The organism is Allobosea sp., assembly GCF_035944895.1.
In the GTDB taxonomy this organism is placed as follows: Bacteria; Pseudomonadota; Alphaproteobacteria; order Rhizobiales; family Beijerinckiaceae; genus Allobosea.
The window spans coordinates 448,861-463,779 of record NZ_DASZAT010000012.1 but is presented as its reverse complement, the minus strand read 5'-3'; the positions used below and the strand labels follow the sequence as shown (position 1 = coordinate 463,779).

Genomic DNA, 14,919 nt, shown 5'->3' with positions numbered 1-14,919 from the left:
CGATATCGGTCACATATGAACAGTCGCCTCAGCCGCGCTGGATCGAGACGCCGCCATCGGCGAGGAAGGCGGTGCCGGTGACGAAGCTCGACGCATCCGAGGCGAGGAACAGCGCGGCGCGGGCGATCTCCTCCGGCTGTGCCATCCGCTTCAAGGCATGGATACCCTCGACGAAGGCGAGCACCTCGGGCCCGGCGCCCGGCGCATTGGTCGTCGCTGCCGGTGTGTCGGTGCCACCCGGCAGCAGGGCGTTGACGCGGATGCGCTTGCCGCCGAGCTCGGCCGCGAGCGCCTTCGTGAGGCCGATCTGCCCGGCCTTGCTGGCAGCGTAGACCGACATGCCGGCGAGGCCGGCGGTGTGGCCGACGAAGCTCGACGTGAAGATCAGGGAGCCGCCGCCGCGTGCCTCCAGTGCCGGAGCCTGGTACTTTGCACCGAAGAAGGCGCTGGTCAGGTTGATCGCGATCACTTCGTGCCAGTTCTCGCTCGCCATCTGCCCGACCGGGCCGAGCTCGCCGATGATACCGGCATTGTTGAGGGCGATGTCGAGCCCGCCGAAGCGGCCGGTTGCGGTCTCGACCAGGCGCTGGGCCAGCGCCTCCTCGCGAATGTCGCCGGCAACCGCGATCGCTTCGCCGCCCTCCGCCTTGATCTCGCCGACGAGCGCGTCGAGCTCGCTCTGCCGCCGCGCGGTGACGACGAGCCTGGCGCCTTCCGCCGCGAACAGCTTCGCCGCGGCCCGGCCGATACCGGAGCTCGCGCCGGTGACGATCGCGACCTTGCCCTTCAGTGCCGTCATGTCCTGTGTCCTTGTCCAGGGAGTACGGCGCGGGTGATCGCAGGCGGGCGGCCCGTGCAGACACCCGCTTCCTGTCACGGCAGAGCACCCGATTGCTGATGCCGACGGATCAGCCTAGCTTGCCGGCCATGACGCTGAACGACGCCGAGATCGAGCGCTATGCCCGCCATCTGGTGCTGCCGGAGATCGGCGGCCCCGGCCAGGCGAAACTGAAGCGCGCCCGGGTTCTGGTGATCGGCGCCGGCGGGCTGGGTGCGCCATTGATCCCTTATCTGGCGGCGGCCGGCGTCGGCACGATCGGCATCGTCGACGACGATCATGTCTCGCTCTCGAATCTGCAGCGCCAGATCATCTTCGGCACGGAGGATATCGGGGCGCGCAAGGTGGTCGCCGCCGCCAATTTCGTCACGCGGCTCAATCCGCGGGTCGAGATCGAGGAATACGTCACCCGGATCGACCCGCATAACGCCCGCGCGCTCGTCGCCTTCTATGACGTCGTCGCCGACGGCTCCGACAATTTCGCGACGCGCTACGCCGTCTCCGATGCCTGCTTCCACGAGAAGAAGCCGCTGGTGACGGCGGCGCTCGGCCGCTTCGACGGCTCGCTGACGACGATCCGCGCTCACGAACAGAATCCGGACGGAAAACCGAATCCGACCTATCGCTGCCTGTTCCCGAACGAACCGCCGCCCGGCACGGTCGCGCCCTGCGCCGAGGCCGGCGTGCTCGGCGCGCTCGCCGGCGTCATGGGCTCGCTGATGGCGCTGGAGGTGATCCGCGCGATCGCCGGCTTTGGCGAGCCCCTTGTCGGCAAGCTCCTGCTCGTCGACGCGATGGCGATGCGCTTCGAGACGATGAAATATGGCTGGGACCCGGACAACCCGCTGAACGGAACCGCCGGCGTCGCCGCCTGAACTATTTCGTCGCGCGCTTGGCTTCGATCACGTCGAAGAGCTGAGCCGCGAGGTCCGGCCCGCCGAGCTTCTTGATGGCACGCACGCCGGTCGGGGCGGTGACGTTGATCTCGGTCAGCTTGCCGCCGATCACGTCGATGCCGACGAGCAGCAGGCCGCGCTCCCTCAGCGCCGGGCCGATGCGCTCGCAGATCTCGAGCTCGCGCTTCGACAGGTCGGTCGGCCTCGCCGCGCCGCCGCGCACCATATTGGCGCGCAGGTCGCCGACCGCGGGCACGCGGTTGACCGCGCCGGCTGCCTTGCCGTCGATCAGGATGATGCGCTTGTCGCCTTCCGTGACCTCCTTCAGGAAGGCCTGGATCACCCAGGGCTCGCGGAACAGATTGGCGAAGAGGTCGTAGAGCGAGCCGAAATTCGGATCGCCCTTGCCGGTCTTGAACACGGTCGCGCCGCCATGGCCATAGAGCGGCTTCATCACGATCTCGCCGAATTCCTCGCGGAAGGCCTCGATCTCGGCGCGGTCGCGCGTGATCAGCGTCGGCGGCATCAGCTCGGGGAAATGCGTGACGAACAGCTTCTCCGGCGCATTGCGGACCTCGGTCGGGTCGTTGACCACCAGCGTCTTCGGATGGATGCGCTCGAGCATATGCGTCGAGGACACATAGGCCATGTCGAAGGGCGGATCCTGGCGCAGCAGCACAACGTCCAGGGTCGAGAGGTCGGTCCGCTCGGGCTGGCCCAGCGTGTAGTGGTCGCCCTCGACGTCGCGGACCTCGACCGGGCTGATCACGGCGGTGACCTTGCCGTCGCGCAAAGTGAGCTTGTCGGGTGTGTAGGTGAAGAGCTTGTGGCCGCGCGCCTGCGCTTCCAGCATCAGCGCGAAGCCGGTGTCGCCGGCGATGCGGACCTTCTCGATCGGGTCCATCTGGATGGCGACGTTCAGCGGCATGGCGGAAGCTCCGGTTGCGGCCGTTATATCGGCTGCGGCAGCCCATTCGTGCAAGTGGCTGAGCCTTGCGTCAGAGCACCAGCTCGAAGACGCAGGGCACATGGCGGGGCAGCCGCCAGGGCGAGAGGAAGACCGCATCGGCCCGTAGATTGCGCTGCATCGCCCAGGGATTGCGCGCCAGCCACTGCCTGATGCGCGCTTCCATCAGGCAGCGTTTGTCCGCCGTGATCGCGATCGCCGCATCGTCGAGCGCAGCACGCACCTTGACCTCGACGAAGACGATGTCGTCGCCGCGGGCCATGATCAGGTCGATCTCGCCACCCTTGCCGCCGAAGCGGCGCTGCAGCAGGCGGTAGCCCTTGAGGGTGAGGAAGGCGACGGCGAGCCATTCGCCGCGGCGGCCGGAAAGACCCGAATGGCGTGCGCGCCGGCTGCGCAGCGCCTCGCTCATGGCGTGCGCGTCAATTCGAGGGCGCGGGCATAGACGACGCGGCGCGGCTGGCCGCTGGCAGCCGCGACCTGCGCCACCGCCTCCTTCAGCGAGACCTTTGTGAGGGCGACGCGCAAGGCCTCGTCGAGCGTGTCGCCTTGGGCTGCCACTGCGGAGGCGTCGGGCGGGCCGATCACCACGACGATCTCGCCACGTGCTTCTTCAGTCTCGGCGTAGTGAGCGGCGAGCTCCGGCAGCGCGCCGCGCCGGACATTCTCATAGTACTTGGTCAGTTCGCGCGCGACGGCGCCGGAGCGCGCGCCGAGAACGGCAGCGGCGTCGGCCAGCATCTCGGCGAGCCGGCGCGGCGATTCGAAGAAGACGAGCGTGCCGGGAATGGCGGCAAGCTCGGTGAGGCGCCCCTTTCGGGCGGCGCTCTTCGGCGGCAGGAAGCCTTCGAAGAAGAAGCGGTCGGTCGGCAATCCCGCCAGCACCAGCGCCGCCAGCACGGCCGAAGGGCCGGGGATGCCGGTGACCGGCAAACCTTCCGCCACGACTTCGGCGACGAGCTTGTAGCCGGGGTCGGAGACCAGGGGCGTGCCGGCATCGGAGATCAGTGCCAGCTTGCCGCCCTGGCGCAGCTTCTCCAGGATCTTCGGGCGCATCTGCGCCGCGTTGTGCTCGTGATAGGGCAGCAGCGGCGTCGCGATGCCGTAATGCGCCAGCAGCGTCTTCGAGGTCCTTGTGTCCTCGGCCAGCACGGCGTCGGCGGCGGCGAGCGTCGACAGCGCCCGGAACGAGATGTCCTTGAGATTGCCGATCGGCGTCGCGACGATATGCAGGCCCGGCGCGAGCGGCTCGGCCTCGGCCCGGAGCCCGAAGGCCGCATAGCTCGGGGCGCGACCTGGGGCGGGCGGGGCGGATACAGGGCCGGACATGGCGGCGAAACTGCCACAGCGGCCGGGAAGATGCCACTGCCGGCACAGCAACCTAGAGTTAACAACTTGAAAATAGCCTTGCTCACTGGCAGGACTTGTCCACGGTTCGGGACAAGATTCAGCTGGTGCGGGCTTGGTCTCGCGCCTCGCCGAGGAGTGGAGACGAAAGCCGTGTCGCGTCAGAGCAAGCTCCTCGCCTTCCCGCCGAGCCGCCGCTTCATCCTGTTGTCCGGTGTCGGCGCGGCGCTCGCCGCCTGCAGCGGTGGCACCGGCGGCCTGCCCGGCTTCGACAGCCAGACGACACCGCCGGCCGGTGGCGCCCAGCCCAGCGGCCCGACCATCGGCACCGGCTCGGTCAAGGTCGGCCTGATCCTGCCGCTCACCGCCGAGGGCTCCGGCGCCACCGTCGGCAACTCGCTCAAGAATGCCGCCGAGATGGCGCTCGCCGAATTCCCCGGCGCCGACCTCACGCTTCTGGTCAAGGATGACCGCGGCACGCCGGACGGCGCCCAGGCCGCGGCGCAGGAAGCCTTGCGCGAAGGCGCCGAGCTGATCATCGGCCCGCTCTTTGCGCCTTCCGTCCAGGCTGTCGGCCAGGTCGCCCGCGGCGCCGGCAAGCCGGTGATCGCCTTCTCGAGCGACAGCAACGTCGCCACGCGCGGCGTCTACCTGCTCTCCTTCCCGCCGGAGAACGACGTCAACCGCGTCATCACCTACGCCTCGGCACAGGGGCGCAAGTCCTTCGCCGCGCTGGTGCCGGAGACGGCCTATGGCAAGGTCGTCGAGGGCGCCTTCCAGCAGGCGGTCGCCAATCGTGGCGCCCGCGTCGCGGTGATCGAGCGCTTCGGCTCGGACCAGAATAGCATGCGTGCCGCCGCCACGCGGCTGGCGCCCGCGCTGCAGCAGGCGGATGCGCTGTTCGTGCCGGCCGACGCCGCGACGATGCCGACGCTCGGCCTCCTCCTGCAACAGGCCGGTTACGACCCGGCCAAGGTCAAGCCGCTCGGTACCGGCGTCTGGAACGACGCCAATGTCGCGCGCGTTCCGGCGATCCAGGGCGGCTGGTTCGCCTCGCCCGACACCGCCGGCTTCAACGCCTTCGCCGGCCGCTACCAGAAGCGCTTCAACAGCGCCCCGACCCGCACCGCGACATTGTCCTATGACGCTGTCTCGCTGGCGGCGGCGCTCGCCCGCACCCAGGGCAGCCAGCGCTTCTCGGAGAGCGTCCTGACCAACGCTTCGGGCTTTGCCGGCGCTGACGGCGTCTTCCGCTTCCGTCCCGACGGGCTGAACGAGCGCGGCCTTGCCGTGCTCGAACTGCGCAACGGCCAGATCGTCACGGTCAACGCCGCCCCGCGCGATCTCGGCCCGCGCACGAACTGACGCACCGGAAGCGTGTCATTCTCGGCCGAAGCGCCGAGAATCTCTTGCAGGAAGAGGCGCCCTCCACGGGCGCCTTTTTTGTTATGAGATGCTCGGGTCAAGCCCGAGCATGACGTGCGTGGTTCCTCAGCCGCCGATGTTGAACGCCGCCAGCGCCGCCATGTTGACGATGTCGGAGTCCTTGGCGCCGAGCGGGACGATCTGCACCGGCTTGTCGAGGCCGACCAGCAGCGGGCCGATCACGGTGGCACCGCCAAGCTCCTGCAGCATCTTGGTCGAGATCGAGGCGGAGTGGAACGCCGGCATCACCAGGACGTTCGCCGGCCCGGTCAGGCGGCAGAACGGGTACTGCGCCATCAGGTCGCGGTTGAGCGCGACATCGGCCGCCATCTCGCCATCGTACTCGAAGTCGACGCGCTGGCCGTCGAGAATCGTCACGGCTTCGCGCACCTTCTCCGAGCGCTCTCCGGCCGGGTGGCCGAAGGTCGAGAAGGCGAGCATGGCGACCTTCGGCTCATAGCCGAGCCGGCGGGCGACGCCGGCGGCCTCGATGGCGATCTCCGACAGCTCCTGCGCCGTCGGCATCTCGGTGATCGCGGTGTCGGCGATGAGCACGGTCCGCCCGCGCGTGATCGCGATCGAGACGCCGATCAGGCGGTGGCCGGGCCGATCGTCGATGACACGGCGGACCTCCTCCAGCGCGATCGAGTAGTTGCGGGTGACGCCGGTGACCATCGAATCGGCATCGCCGAGCGCGACCATGGCGGCGGCGAAATGGTTGCGATCCTGGTTGATCAGGCGCTGGCAGTCGCGGAAGAGATAGCCGTGTCGCTGCAGCCGCTCGTAGAGGTACTGGGCATAGGCGGAGTTGCTGTGCGAGAGCCTGGCGTTCTGGATCTCGATGCCCTTGGCGGCGAGATCGACGCCGAGATGCTCGGCGGTCTCGTTGATACGCTCCTCGCGGCCGACCAGGATCGCCTTGCCGAGCTCCTGGTTGACGAAGGAGACGGCGGCGCGGATGACCTGCTCCTCCTCGCCCTCGGCGAAGACGACGCGCTTGGGATAGCGCCGGACGCGCTCGACGATGCGGTTGAGCGTGCCGGCGACGGGGTCGCGCCTGGCTGAAAGCTGCGCCTTGTAGGCGTTCATGTCGACGATCGGCTTGCCGGCGACGCCGGAATCCATCGCTGCTCTGGCGACCGCGGCCGGCACGACATGGATCAGGCGCGGATCGAACGGCACCGGGATGATGTAGTCCTTGCCATAGCGCGGGCGCGCGCCCTGATAGGCGGCGGCGACCTCGTCCGGCACGTCCTCGCGGGCGAGCTGCGCCAGCGCCTCGGCCGCGGCGATCTTCATCTCCATGTTGATCGTGGTGGCACGCACGTCGAGCGCGCCGCGGAAGATGTAGGGGAAGCCGAGGACGTTGTTAACCTGGTTCGGATAGTCCGACCGTCCGGTCGCCATGATCGCGTCCTCGCGGATGGCGTGCACCTCCTCCGGCGTGATCTCCGGATCGGGATTGGCCATGGCGAAGATGATCGGGTTCTCCGCCATGGAAGCGACCATCTCCGGCGTCACCGCGCCCTTCTGCGACAGGCCGAAGAAGGCGTCCGCTCCCTCGAGCGCCTGCGCCAGCGTGCGCCGGTCGGTCACTGCCGCATGGGCCGACTTCCACTGGTTCATGCCTTCGGTGCGGCCCTGGTAGATCACGCCCTTGGTGTCGCAGAGGATGACGTTGTCGGGCTTGAAGCCCATCGCCTTGAGCAATTCGGTGCAGGCGATCGCGGCGGCGCCGGCGCCGTTGACGACGAGCCGGGTCGTCTGGATGTCGCGCCCCGTCAGGTCGAGCGCGTTGATCAGGCCGGCGGCGGCGATGATCGCCGTGCCGTGCTGGTCGTCATGGAAGACCGGGATGTCCATCAGCTCGCGCAGGCGCTGCTCGATGATGAAGCATTCCGGCGCCTTGATGTCCTCGAGGTTGATGCCGCCGAAGGACGGGCCGAGATAGCGCACCGCGTCGATGAACTTGTCGGCATCCTCGGTGTCGACTTCAAGGTCGATCGAATCGACGTCGGCAAAGCGCTTGAACAGTACCGACTTGCCTTCCATCACCGGCTTGGAGGCGAGCGCGCCGAGATTGCCGAGGCCGAGGATGGCGGTGCCGTTGGTGATCACCGCGACGAGATTCGAGCGGGTGGTGTAGTCATAGGCGCGGCTCGGATCCTCGGCGATCGCCAGCACCGGCACGGCCACGCCAGGCGAATAGGCCAGCGACAGGTCGCGCTGCGTCGCCATCGGCTTGGTCGGGACGACTTCGAGCTTGCCCGGCCTCCCCTGCGAGTGGAAAAGCAGCGCCTCCTGGTCGGTGAAGGTCGGACGGGCGCGCTTGGTCGGCGGGGAGCGGTCGTTCATGCGCTTGTTCTTTTTCACAGGCGTTTCCTCAGGGGGAACGACCATAGGGCAGCGCCGCTTTCCTCGACAAGGCGCGATTGCACGACAGCAGTTTTACCGCTGCGGCAGGGATCGGCCTGCGATAGGAGCCGGTTCTAGAGGCCGGCGCGCATGCGCGCGACGCTGTCGCCGACATAGCGGTCGAGCTCGACCGCCTGCTCGCTGACGAGGCGTGCCGCCTCGACGACGCGCGCCGCGGCCTGGCCGGTGGCATGGGCCTCGCCGCCGGCGCTGGCGACGTTCTCCGTGACCGTGGTGGCCGAACCGGCGACGGCCTGGGCGTCGAGGGCGATGCCCGAGGCGATCGCGCCCTGACCGGTGACGACCTGTGCGATCGTGTCCGAGGTCGTCTCGATCGTGCCCATCGTGCCTTCGATCTGCCCGACGGCCTCGGCGACGGCCGCGGCGGCGCCGCGGATCTCCTGCAGCGTCGTGGCGATGTCCTGGGTCGCCTGCTGGGTCTGTTCGGCGAGATTCTTGACCTCGCCGGCGACGACCGAGAAGCCACGCCCGGCTGCACCGGCCCGCGCTGCCTCGATTGTCGCGTTGAGGGCGAGCAGGTTGGTGCGCACCGCGATGTCCTCGATGAAGGCGAGTACGGCGCCGACCTTGTCGGCTGCGACCGCGAGCCCGTCGACATCGGTTTTGGTCGAGCGGACATGCCTGGCCGCCTGCCGGGCGGTCTGCGCGGCGAGATCGGTCTGGCGCGTCAGCTCGCGGATCGAGGCGTCGATCCGCTCGGCCGCATGGGCGACGCTGCCGACGCGCTGCGAGGCGAGCTCGGCCTGCTCCGTCGCCTCTCCGGTGCGGGCGGTAGTGCGGTCGGCATTGGCGGCCATGCCCTGCGCGGCCTCGAGCATGCTGCGGGCGGACTCGCCGACCCGGCGCAGCGCCTTGCCCACCGTGGCTTCGAGATTGACGGCGAGCTCCTCCAGCGCGGCCTTGCGCAGCGTCTCGATCTCCTGCCGGCCGGTCGCCAGCGTCTTCTCCGTCGTCACGTCGAGCAGGATGCCGTCCCAGATCGTGCTGCCGTCTGGCAGGCGTCGCCTCGTCGCCTCGCTGCGCAGCCAGACGACGGAACCATCGGCCGCGCTGTAGCGCAATTCGGTACGCCTGTGCCCGAACTCGTTGGTCTGTTCCTCCTCGCTCGTCGAGGAGCAGTGCTGCCGGTCCTCCGGCAGGATTCTCGACAAGAGAGCCTCCGGATCGCGCTCGATCGCCTCGCGACCTATGCCGAGAAGGTCGTCCAGGCGGTAGCTGACGAAGCGGTAGCGGCGCTCGCCGTCCGGCCGGTCGATCCGCTGATAGAGCGTGCCCGGGACGTGATCGAGCAGCGTCTTGTAGCGATAGGCGGTCTCGCGCCGCTCGCGGTCATTGCCGAGGACGAGCCCGACCAGGATGGTCCCGATCGTGCTGACCACGATCATGATCGGTACCGCCTCGGTGAGGAAACGCTCGGCGGCTGCCCAGTTCGGCATGAAGATGTTGGAGGCGAGCAGGCAGCCGGTACTGATCAGGCTGAGCCGGATGAGATCGCCGAGCGTCAGCGAGCGCTTCTGCCGGCCGAGCCAGGCGGCGTAGATCACGCCTGCGACCGCATGCAGGACGATTCCGGCGATGCCGGTCGGCATGCCGACGCCGCCGAGATTGTAGCGTGCCGCCGCCAGCGGGACGGCAGTCAGCAACGCGGCGATCGGCCCGCCGATCGGCCCGGCCAGGATGGCGAAAGTGTTGCGCGAATCGACCACCAGCCCCGGCTGGATCACGAAGGGATTGGCCATGCTGCACAGCGCTCCGGCCGCGAAGAGCGCGCCGACCGCGAGCTGGCGCAGCAGCGGTCGCCGGTCGATCCAGCTGGCGCTCGCCGTCAGGATCAGGGCCGCCAGCAGGAGAAAGGACAGGCTCTCGATCAGATTGATGAACAGCGACATGACGGGCCCTTGGCCGAAGCGGCCTGCCGACCCTGCTTAAATATGTTGAAAGCAGTCCTAACGGATGGCCTTGTGGGCACGATTTGCTAGCGTGCGCGCCCCATGCGCCACACAAAGCCAGACGATATCGCGGAAGCCAAGACCGCCGCTGCAGCCGATGCCGGCCGTGTCACGCCGATGATGGCGCAGTACGTCGAGATCAAGGCCAATAATCCGGACTGCCTGCTGTTCTACCGGATGGGCGATTTCTACGAATTGTTCTTCCGGGACGCCGAGATCGCCTCGCGCACGCTCGGCATCGTGCTGACCAAACGCGGCAAGCACCTCGGCGAGGACATCGCCATGTGCGGCGTGCCGGTCGAGCGCGCCGACGACTATCTGCAGAAGCTGATTGCCGCCGGCCATCGCGTCGCCGTCTGCGAGCAGACCGAGGATCCGGCCGAGGCCAAGAAGCGCGGCGCCAAATCGGTGGTGAAGCGCGATGTCGTCCGCCTCGTCACCCCCGGCACCATCACCGAGGAGCGCCTGCTCGACCCCGGTCGGGCAAGCCTGCTCGTCGCCGTGGCCAGGCGCAGGCTTTCGGACGAGGTCTATGCCTATGGCATCGCCGCGCTCGACATCTCGACCGGCCGCTTCGCCGTGCTCGAGACCGACCAGCGCGGGCTTGCGGTCGAATTAGCCCGGCTGGAGCCGCGCGAGATCGTCTGCCCCGATGCGATCCATGATGATCCCGAGCTCAGGGAATTCTGGCGCGATGTCGCCGCGCCCGTGACGCCGCTGGCGCGCGAGGGGCTCGATCCGGCCTCCGGCGAGCGGCGGCTGAAGGAGTTCTTCGGCGTCGCCACGCTCGACGCTTTCGGCGCCTTCAGTCGCGCCGAGATCGCCGCCGCCGCTGCCGCGCTAGCCTATGTCGAGCGCACTCAGCTCGGCGCCCGCCCGCCTTTGTCGCCGCCCGTCCGCGAGGGCATGAGCGCGACCATGCTGATCGACGCGGCGACCCGCGCCAATCTCGAACTGACCCGCACGCTGGCCGGCGAGCGCATCGGCAGCCTGCTCGCCACCATCGACCGGACCGAGACCCCTGGTGGCAGCCGCCTGCTCGCCGAGCGTCTGGCGGGGCCGCTCATCGATCCCGAGGCGATCGGCCGGCGGCACGACGCCGTCGCGCTGTTGGTCGAGGTTCCATCGCTGCGCGAGGCGCTGCGGCGCGATCTGTCGCGCGTACCTGACATCGCCCGCGCCTTGGCGCGGCTCTCGCTCGATCGCGGCGGCCCGCGCGATCTCGCCGCGCTCGGCGCCGGGCTCGACGCGGCCCGCGGCGTCGCGGCCGCGCTTTTGCGGCAGGGCGACCTGCCAGACGAACTGCGCGAGGCGGCGCTGGCGCTGGGGCGCACTGATCCCGATCTGGCGACCCGCCTCTCGGCCACGCTCGCCGACGACCTGCCCCTGCTGAAGCGCGACGGCCGTTTCGTCCGCGAGGGCTTCGATCCGGCGCTCGACGAGCTTCGCCTGCTCCAGGTCGATTCGCGCAAGGTGATCGCGCAATTGCAGGCGCGCTATGCCGCCGAGACCGATTGCCGGACCCTGCGCATCAAGCACAATTCCATGCTCGGCTATTTCGTCGAGGTGCCGCAGGCGGTCGGCGAAACCTTCCTCAGGGAGCCTTGGCGCGCCGTCTTCGTGCATCGCCAGACCATGTCGGATGCGATGCGCTTCTCCTCGGTCGAGCTCGGCGAGCTCGAAGCCAAGATCGCCTCGGCCGCGGACCGGGCGCTCAAGCTGGAGCTCTCGATCTTCGCCGCATTGACCGAGGCTGTTCTCGCTGCGGCCGAGCCGATCAAGGCGGCGGCGCAGGCGCTTGCGGTGATCGATGTCGCTGCCGCCCTGGCCGAGCTTGCGATCGATGGTGGCTGGACCCGTCCACAGGTTGATGACGGAGGTGCCTTCACCATCAAGGCGGGTCGCCATCCCGTGGTCGAGGCGGCGCTGAAGCGTCAGGGCCAGCCTTTCGTCGCCAATGACAGCGAGCTCTCCGCCGCCGGCAAGGCCCGCGATGGCCGCATCTGCCTGATCACCGGCCCAAACATGGCGGGTAAATCGACGTTCCTGCGCCAGAATGCGCTGATCGCGGTGCTTGCCCAGATGGGCTCCTTCGTGCCGGCCTCGAACGCCCATATCGGCATTGTCGACCGGCTGTTCTCGCGTGTCGGCGCCGCCGACGATCTCGCCCGGGGCCGTTCGACCTTCATGGTCGAGATGGTCGAGACCGCCGCGATCCTGAACCAGGCCGGCCCGCGTGCCCTCGTCATCCTCGACGAGATCGGCCGGGGCACTGCGACCTTCGACGGTCTCTCGATCGCCTGGGCCGCGATCGAGCATCTGCACGAGGCCAATCGCTGCCGGGCGCTGTTCGCGACGCATTATCACGAGCTGACGGCGCTGGCCGAGCGGCTCGACCGCGTCGCCAATGCGACCGTGCGCGTCACCGAATGGAATGGCGAAGTCGTCTTCCTGCACGAGGTCGTGCCCGGGGCGGCCGATCGGTCCTATGGCATCCAGGTCGCCAAGCTCGCCGGCCTGCCGCTGGCCGTGGTCGAGCGCGCCCGCGCCATCCTCTCCGAATTGGAGAAGAGCGAGCGCGAAAAGCCGGTCGCGGCGCTGGTCGACGATCTCCCGCTCTTCGCGGTGCAGATGCGCAAGCCGGTGCCGGCAGCTATGCCAGACACTGGTCCCGACGAATTGCGTGAGACCCTCGCAGGGCTCGATCCCGACGAGATGACGCCGCGCGAGGCGCTGGAAGCGCTCTACAGGCTCAAGCGGCTGAATTGAGCCTGCGCTCGATCCCCTCCGCCGCCGCGACGCCCGTCGCGAAGCAGGCCTGCAGCAGATAGCCGCCGGTCGGCGCCTCCCAGTCGAGCATCTCGCCGGCGATGAAGATGCCCGGCAGGCGCTTCAGCATGAAGTCACGGTCGATCTCCTCGGCCCGGACCCCGCCGGCGGTCGAGATGGCGCGGGCGAGCGAGGCCATGCCGTTGAGACGCAAGGGCGCTGCCTTGATCAGGCGGGCGAGCGCTTCAGGCTCGGCCGGCAGCGGCCCGCCCGCAGCCTCGCGCAGCACGGCTGCCGCCACCGGGGAAAGCCCGGCCGCCTTGCGCAGATGGTTGCTCAGTGTCTCGCCGGGGCGGCGCTTTGTCAGCCGATTTGCCAGTTCCGGTTCGTTCACGTCCGGCCGCAGGTCGATCGTCAGGATCGCTTCGCCATCGCGGGCGATTGCGTCGCGCAACGGACCGGACAAGGCATAGACCGCCCCGCCTTCGATACCCCCGGCATCGATCATCGCTTCGCCGAGGGCGCGTTGCCCGGCAAAGCTCAGCGCAATCCGCTTCAATGGTAAGCCGGCAAATTTATTACGCATCAGCTCCGACCAGGCGACGGTGAAGCCGGCATTGGCTGCGCGCAAAGGCGCGATGGCGATACCCTTCTGTTCCAACAATTCGACCCAGGACCCATCTGCACCGAGCCGCGGCCAGCTCGCCCCGCCGAGTGCCAGCAGCGTCGCACGCGGTCTCGCAATCTCCTCGCCACCATCGCGCAGCGTGAACCGGAGCGCGCCGCTCTCGTCCCAACCCGTCCAGAGCCGCCCTGAGTGCAACGCAACGCCAAGCCCGTCGAGCCGCGCCAGCCAGGCACGCAGGAGCGGCGAAGCCTTCATCGCCTTGGGGAAGACCCGTCCGCTCGAGCCGGTGAAGCTCTCTGCGCCGAGCCCGTCGGCCCAGTCGCGCAGCGCCTGTGGCGGGAAGGCGCGGATCGCCGGCTCCAGCCAGGGGCGCGCTGTGCCATAGCGGCCGAGCAGGGCGTCGAGCGGCTCGGAATGCGTCAGGTTGAGCCCGCCGCGGCCGGCGAGCAGGAATTTGCGCGCCGGCGAGGCCATTCGTTCGTAGATCGCGACCTTATGGCCGGCCTCAGCCAACCGCTCGGCCGCGATCAGCCCGGCCGGGCCGGCGCCGATGATGGCGACGTCCGGTTCGCTCAATTGCCGAACACGGTGTTGAGCTGACTGCCGACCATGATGAAGGTCGTGCGCTTCGGCATTTCCTTGAGCCGGACCGCGCCGATATAGGTCATCGCCGAGCGCACCCCGCCCATGATCTCCTGCATCGTGCCCCCGACCGGGCCGCGATAGGGCACCTCGACCGTCTTGCCCTCGGAGGCCCGGTATTTGGCGACGCCGCCGGAATACTTCTTCATCGCCGTGTCCGAGGACATGCCGTAGAACACCATCGCGACCGGCACCTTCTCGCCATCATGGGTCTCGTAGCGGATTTCGCCCTCGCATTCGTCATGGCCGGCGAGCATGCCGCCCATCATCACGAAGTCGGAGCCGCCGCCATAGGCCTTGGCGACGTCGCCCGGCACGGTCAGGCCGCCATCGCCGCAGACCAGGCCCTTCAGGCCATGGGCCGCATCCGAGCACTCGATGATCGCCGAGAGCTGCGGGTAGCCGACGCCGGTCATCTTGCGGGTGGTGCAGACCGAGCCCGGGCCGATGCCGACCTTGACGATGTCGGCGCCGGCCAGGATCAGCGCCTCCGTCATGTCGCCGGTGACGACGTTGCCGGCCATGATCGCCGCGTTCGGGAAGGCCTCGCGCGTCGCCTTGACCGTGTCGACGAACTTTTCGGTGTAGCCATTGGCGACGTCGAGGCAGATCTTGTCGATCGGCGCCTTGGCATGGACGGCCTTCAGCTTGTCATGGTCGGAATCGGTGGTGCCGAGCGAATAGAAGGCGTTGGCCGAGCCTTCTTCCTTGAAGAAGGCGATCAGCTCGTCGGCGTCATAGTGCTTGTGCAGCGCGACCATGGCGCCGTGCTTCAGCAGGGCCCGCGCCATCGCCATGGTGCCGACCACGTCCATATTGGCGGCGATCAGCGGGAAGCCCGTCCATTCGCGGCCGGTATGTGCGAAGCGGAAGCTCCGGTTGACGTCGACCTCGGCGCGGCTGCCGAGCGTCGAGCGCTTCGGGCGGATCAGCACGTCGCGGAAGTCGAGTTTCGGATCGTTCTCGATGCGCATGATCAAAGCTCCGGCGGCGGGCGCAGACGGTAAAAAAGCGCACGCGGC

The 14,919-nt window shown here is 68.6% G+C and carries 11 protein-coding genes; 3 read left to right on the top strand and 8 right to left on the bottom strand.

All coding sequences use genetic code 11. The annotated features are described in order from the left end of the window. Positions 1-28 precede the first annotated feature (28 nt). Positions 29-799, bottom strand: coding sequence for an SDR family oxidoreductase (locus tag VGV58_RS24315; protein ID WP_326876626.1), 771 nt, complete (start codon positions 797-799; stop codon positions 29-31). 128 nt (positions 800-927) lie between these two features. Here VGV58_RS24315 and VGV58_RS24310 point away from each other — a divergent pair, with 128 nt between their 5' ends. Beyond that, positions 928-1,713: a HesA/MoeB/ThiF family protein gene (locus tag VGV58_RS24310; protein WP_326876625.1), complete on the top strand. Its 786-nt coding sequence runs from the start codon at positions 928-930 to the stop codon at positions 1,711-1,713. Position 1,714: 1 nt separating this feature from the next. Here VGV58_RS24310 and gshB read toward each other — a convergent pair whose 3' ends face one another. From gshB to rsmI, 3 genes are all read right to left on the bottom strand, one after another. Next, complete coding sequence (gshB, locus tag VGV58_RS24305; protein ID WP_326876624.1) at positions 1,715-2,662, bottom strand: glutathione synthase; 948 nt, start codon at positions 2,660-2,662, stop codon at positions 1,715-1,717. A 70-nt stretch (positions 2,663-2,732) separates the two neighbouring features. Further along, complete coding sequence (locus VGV58_RS24300) at positions 2,733-3,113, bottom strand: YraN family protein (RefSeq protein WP_326876623.1); 381 nt, start codon at positions 3,111-3,113, stop codon at positions 2,733-2,735. Beyond that, complete coding sequence (gene rsmI / locus VGV58_RS24295) at positions 3,110-4,030, bottom strand: 16S rRNA (cytidine(1402)-2'-O)-methyltransferase (protein WP_326876622.1); 921 nt, start codon at positions 4,028-4,030, stop codon at positions 3,110-3,112. Before rsmI ends, VGV58_RS24300 begins: the two co-directional genes overlap by 4 nt. Before the next feature lie 171 nt (positions 4,031-4,201). On the opposite strand from rsmI, the gene VGV58_RS24290 reads away from it, so the two are divergent. Beyond that, a complete protein-coding gene (locus VGV58_RS24290; protein ID WP_326876621.1) occupies positions 4,202-5,413 on the top strand; it encodes a penicillin-binding protein activator in 1,212 nt (403 codons plus the stop codon). Positions 5,414-5,539: 126 nt separating this feature from the next. Here the strand turns inward: VGV58_RS24290 and VGV58_RS24285 are convergent, their stop codons facing one another. After that, positions 5,540-7,828, bottom strand: a complete 2,289-nt coding sequence (locus VGV58_RS24285) for an NADP-dependent malic enzyme (protein ID WP_326876620.1) — start codon at positions 7,826-7,828, stop codon at positions 5,540-5,542. 134 nt (positions 7,829-7,962) lie between these two features. After that, positions 7,963-9,798 (bottom strand): methyl-accepting chemotaxis protein, encoded by a 1,836-nt coding sequence (locus VGV58_RS24280; protein ID WP_326876619.1) that lies wholly within the window; start codon positions 9,796-9,798, stop codon positions 7,963-7,965. Positions 9,799-9,900: 102 nt separating this feature from the next. On the opposite strand from VGV58_RS24280, the gene mutS reads away from it, so the two are divergent. Next, the gene (mutS, locus tag VGV58_RS24275; protein ID WP_414644077.1) at positions 9,901-12,627 is read left to right on the top strand and encodes a DNA mismatch repair protein MutS; all 2,727 of its coding nucleotides are present in this window, start codon (positions 9,901-9,903) and stop codon (positions 12,625-12,627) included. Here mutS and VGV58_RS24270 read toward each other — a convergent pair. Together VGV58_RS24270 and VGV58_RS24265 are read right to left on the bottom strand one after the other, a co-directional pair. Next, the gene (locus tag VGV58_RS24270; RefSeq protein WP_326876618.1) at positions 12,611-13,831 is read right to left on the bottom strand and encodes a BaiN/RdsA family NAD(P)/FAD-dependent oxidoreductase; all 1,221 of its coding nucleotides are present in this window, start codon (positions 13,829-13,831) and stop codon (positions 12,611-12,613) included. The two genes, mutS and VGV58_RS24270, sit on opposite strands and share 17 nt — an antisense overlap. Continuing rightward, positions 13,828-14,871: a GMP reductase gene (locus tag VGV58_RS24265; RefSeq protein WP_326876617.1), complete on the bottom strand. Its 1,044-nt coding sequence runs from the start codon at positions 14,869-14,871 to the stop codon at positions 13,828-13,830. The genes VGV58_RS24270 and VGV58_RS24265 overlap by 4 nt, the downstream gene beginning before the upstream one ends. Positions 14,872-14,919 lie beyond the last annotated feature (48 nt).

Coding starts and splice junctions, on each gene's coding strand:
- VGV58_RS24315 (WP_326876626.1), bottom strand. CDS start 799: ATGACGGCACTGAAGGGCAAGGTCGCGATCGTCACCGGCGCGAGCTCC.
- VGV58_RS24310 (WP_326876625.1), top strand. CDS start 928: ATGACGCTGAACGACGCCGAGATCGAGCGCTATGCCCGCCATCTGGTG.
- gshB (WP_326876624.1), bottom strand. CDS start 2,662: ATGCCGCTGAACGTCGCCATCCAGATGGACCCGATCGAGAAGGTCCGC.
- VGV58_RS24300 (WP_326876623.1), bottom strand. CDS start 3,113: ATGAGCGAGGCGCTGCGCAGCCGGCGCGCACGCCATTCGGGTCTTTCC.
- rsmI (WP_326876622.1), bottom strand. CDS start 4,030: ATGTCCGGCCCTGTATCCGCCCCGCCCGCCCCAGGTCGCGCCCCGAGC.
- VGV58_RS24285 (WP_326876620.1), bottom strand. CDS start 7,828: ATGAACGACCGCTCCCCGCCGACCAAGCGCGCCCGTCCGACCTTCACC.
- VGV58_RS24280 (WP_326876619.1), bottom strand. CDS start 9,798: ATGTCGCTGTTCATCAATCTGATCGAGAGCCTGTCCTTTCTCCTGCTG.
- mutS (WP_414644077.1), top strand. CDS start 9,901: ATGCGCCACACAAAGCCAGACGATATCGCGGAAGCCAAGACCGCCGCT.
- VGV58_RS24265 (WP_326876617.1), bottom strand. CDS start 14,871: ATGCGCATCGAGAACGATCCGAAACTCGACTTCCGCGACGTGCTGATC.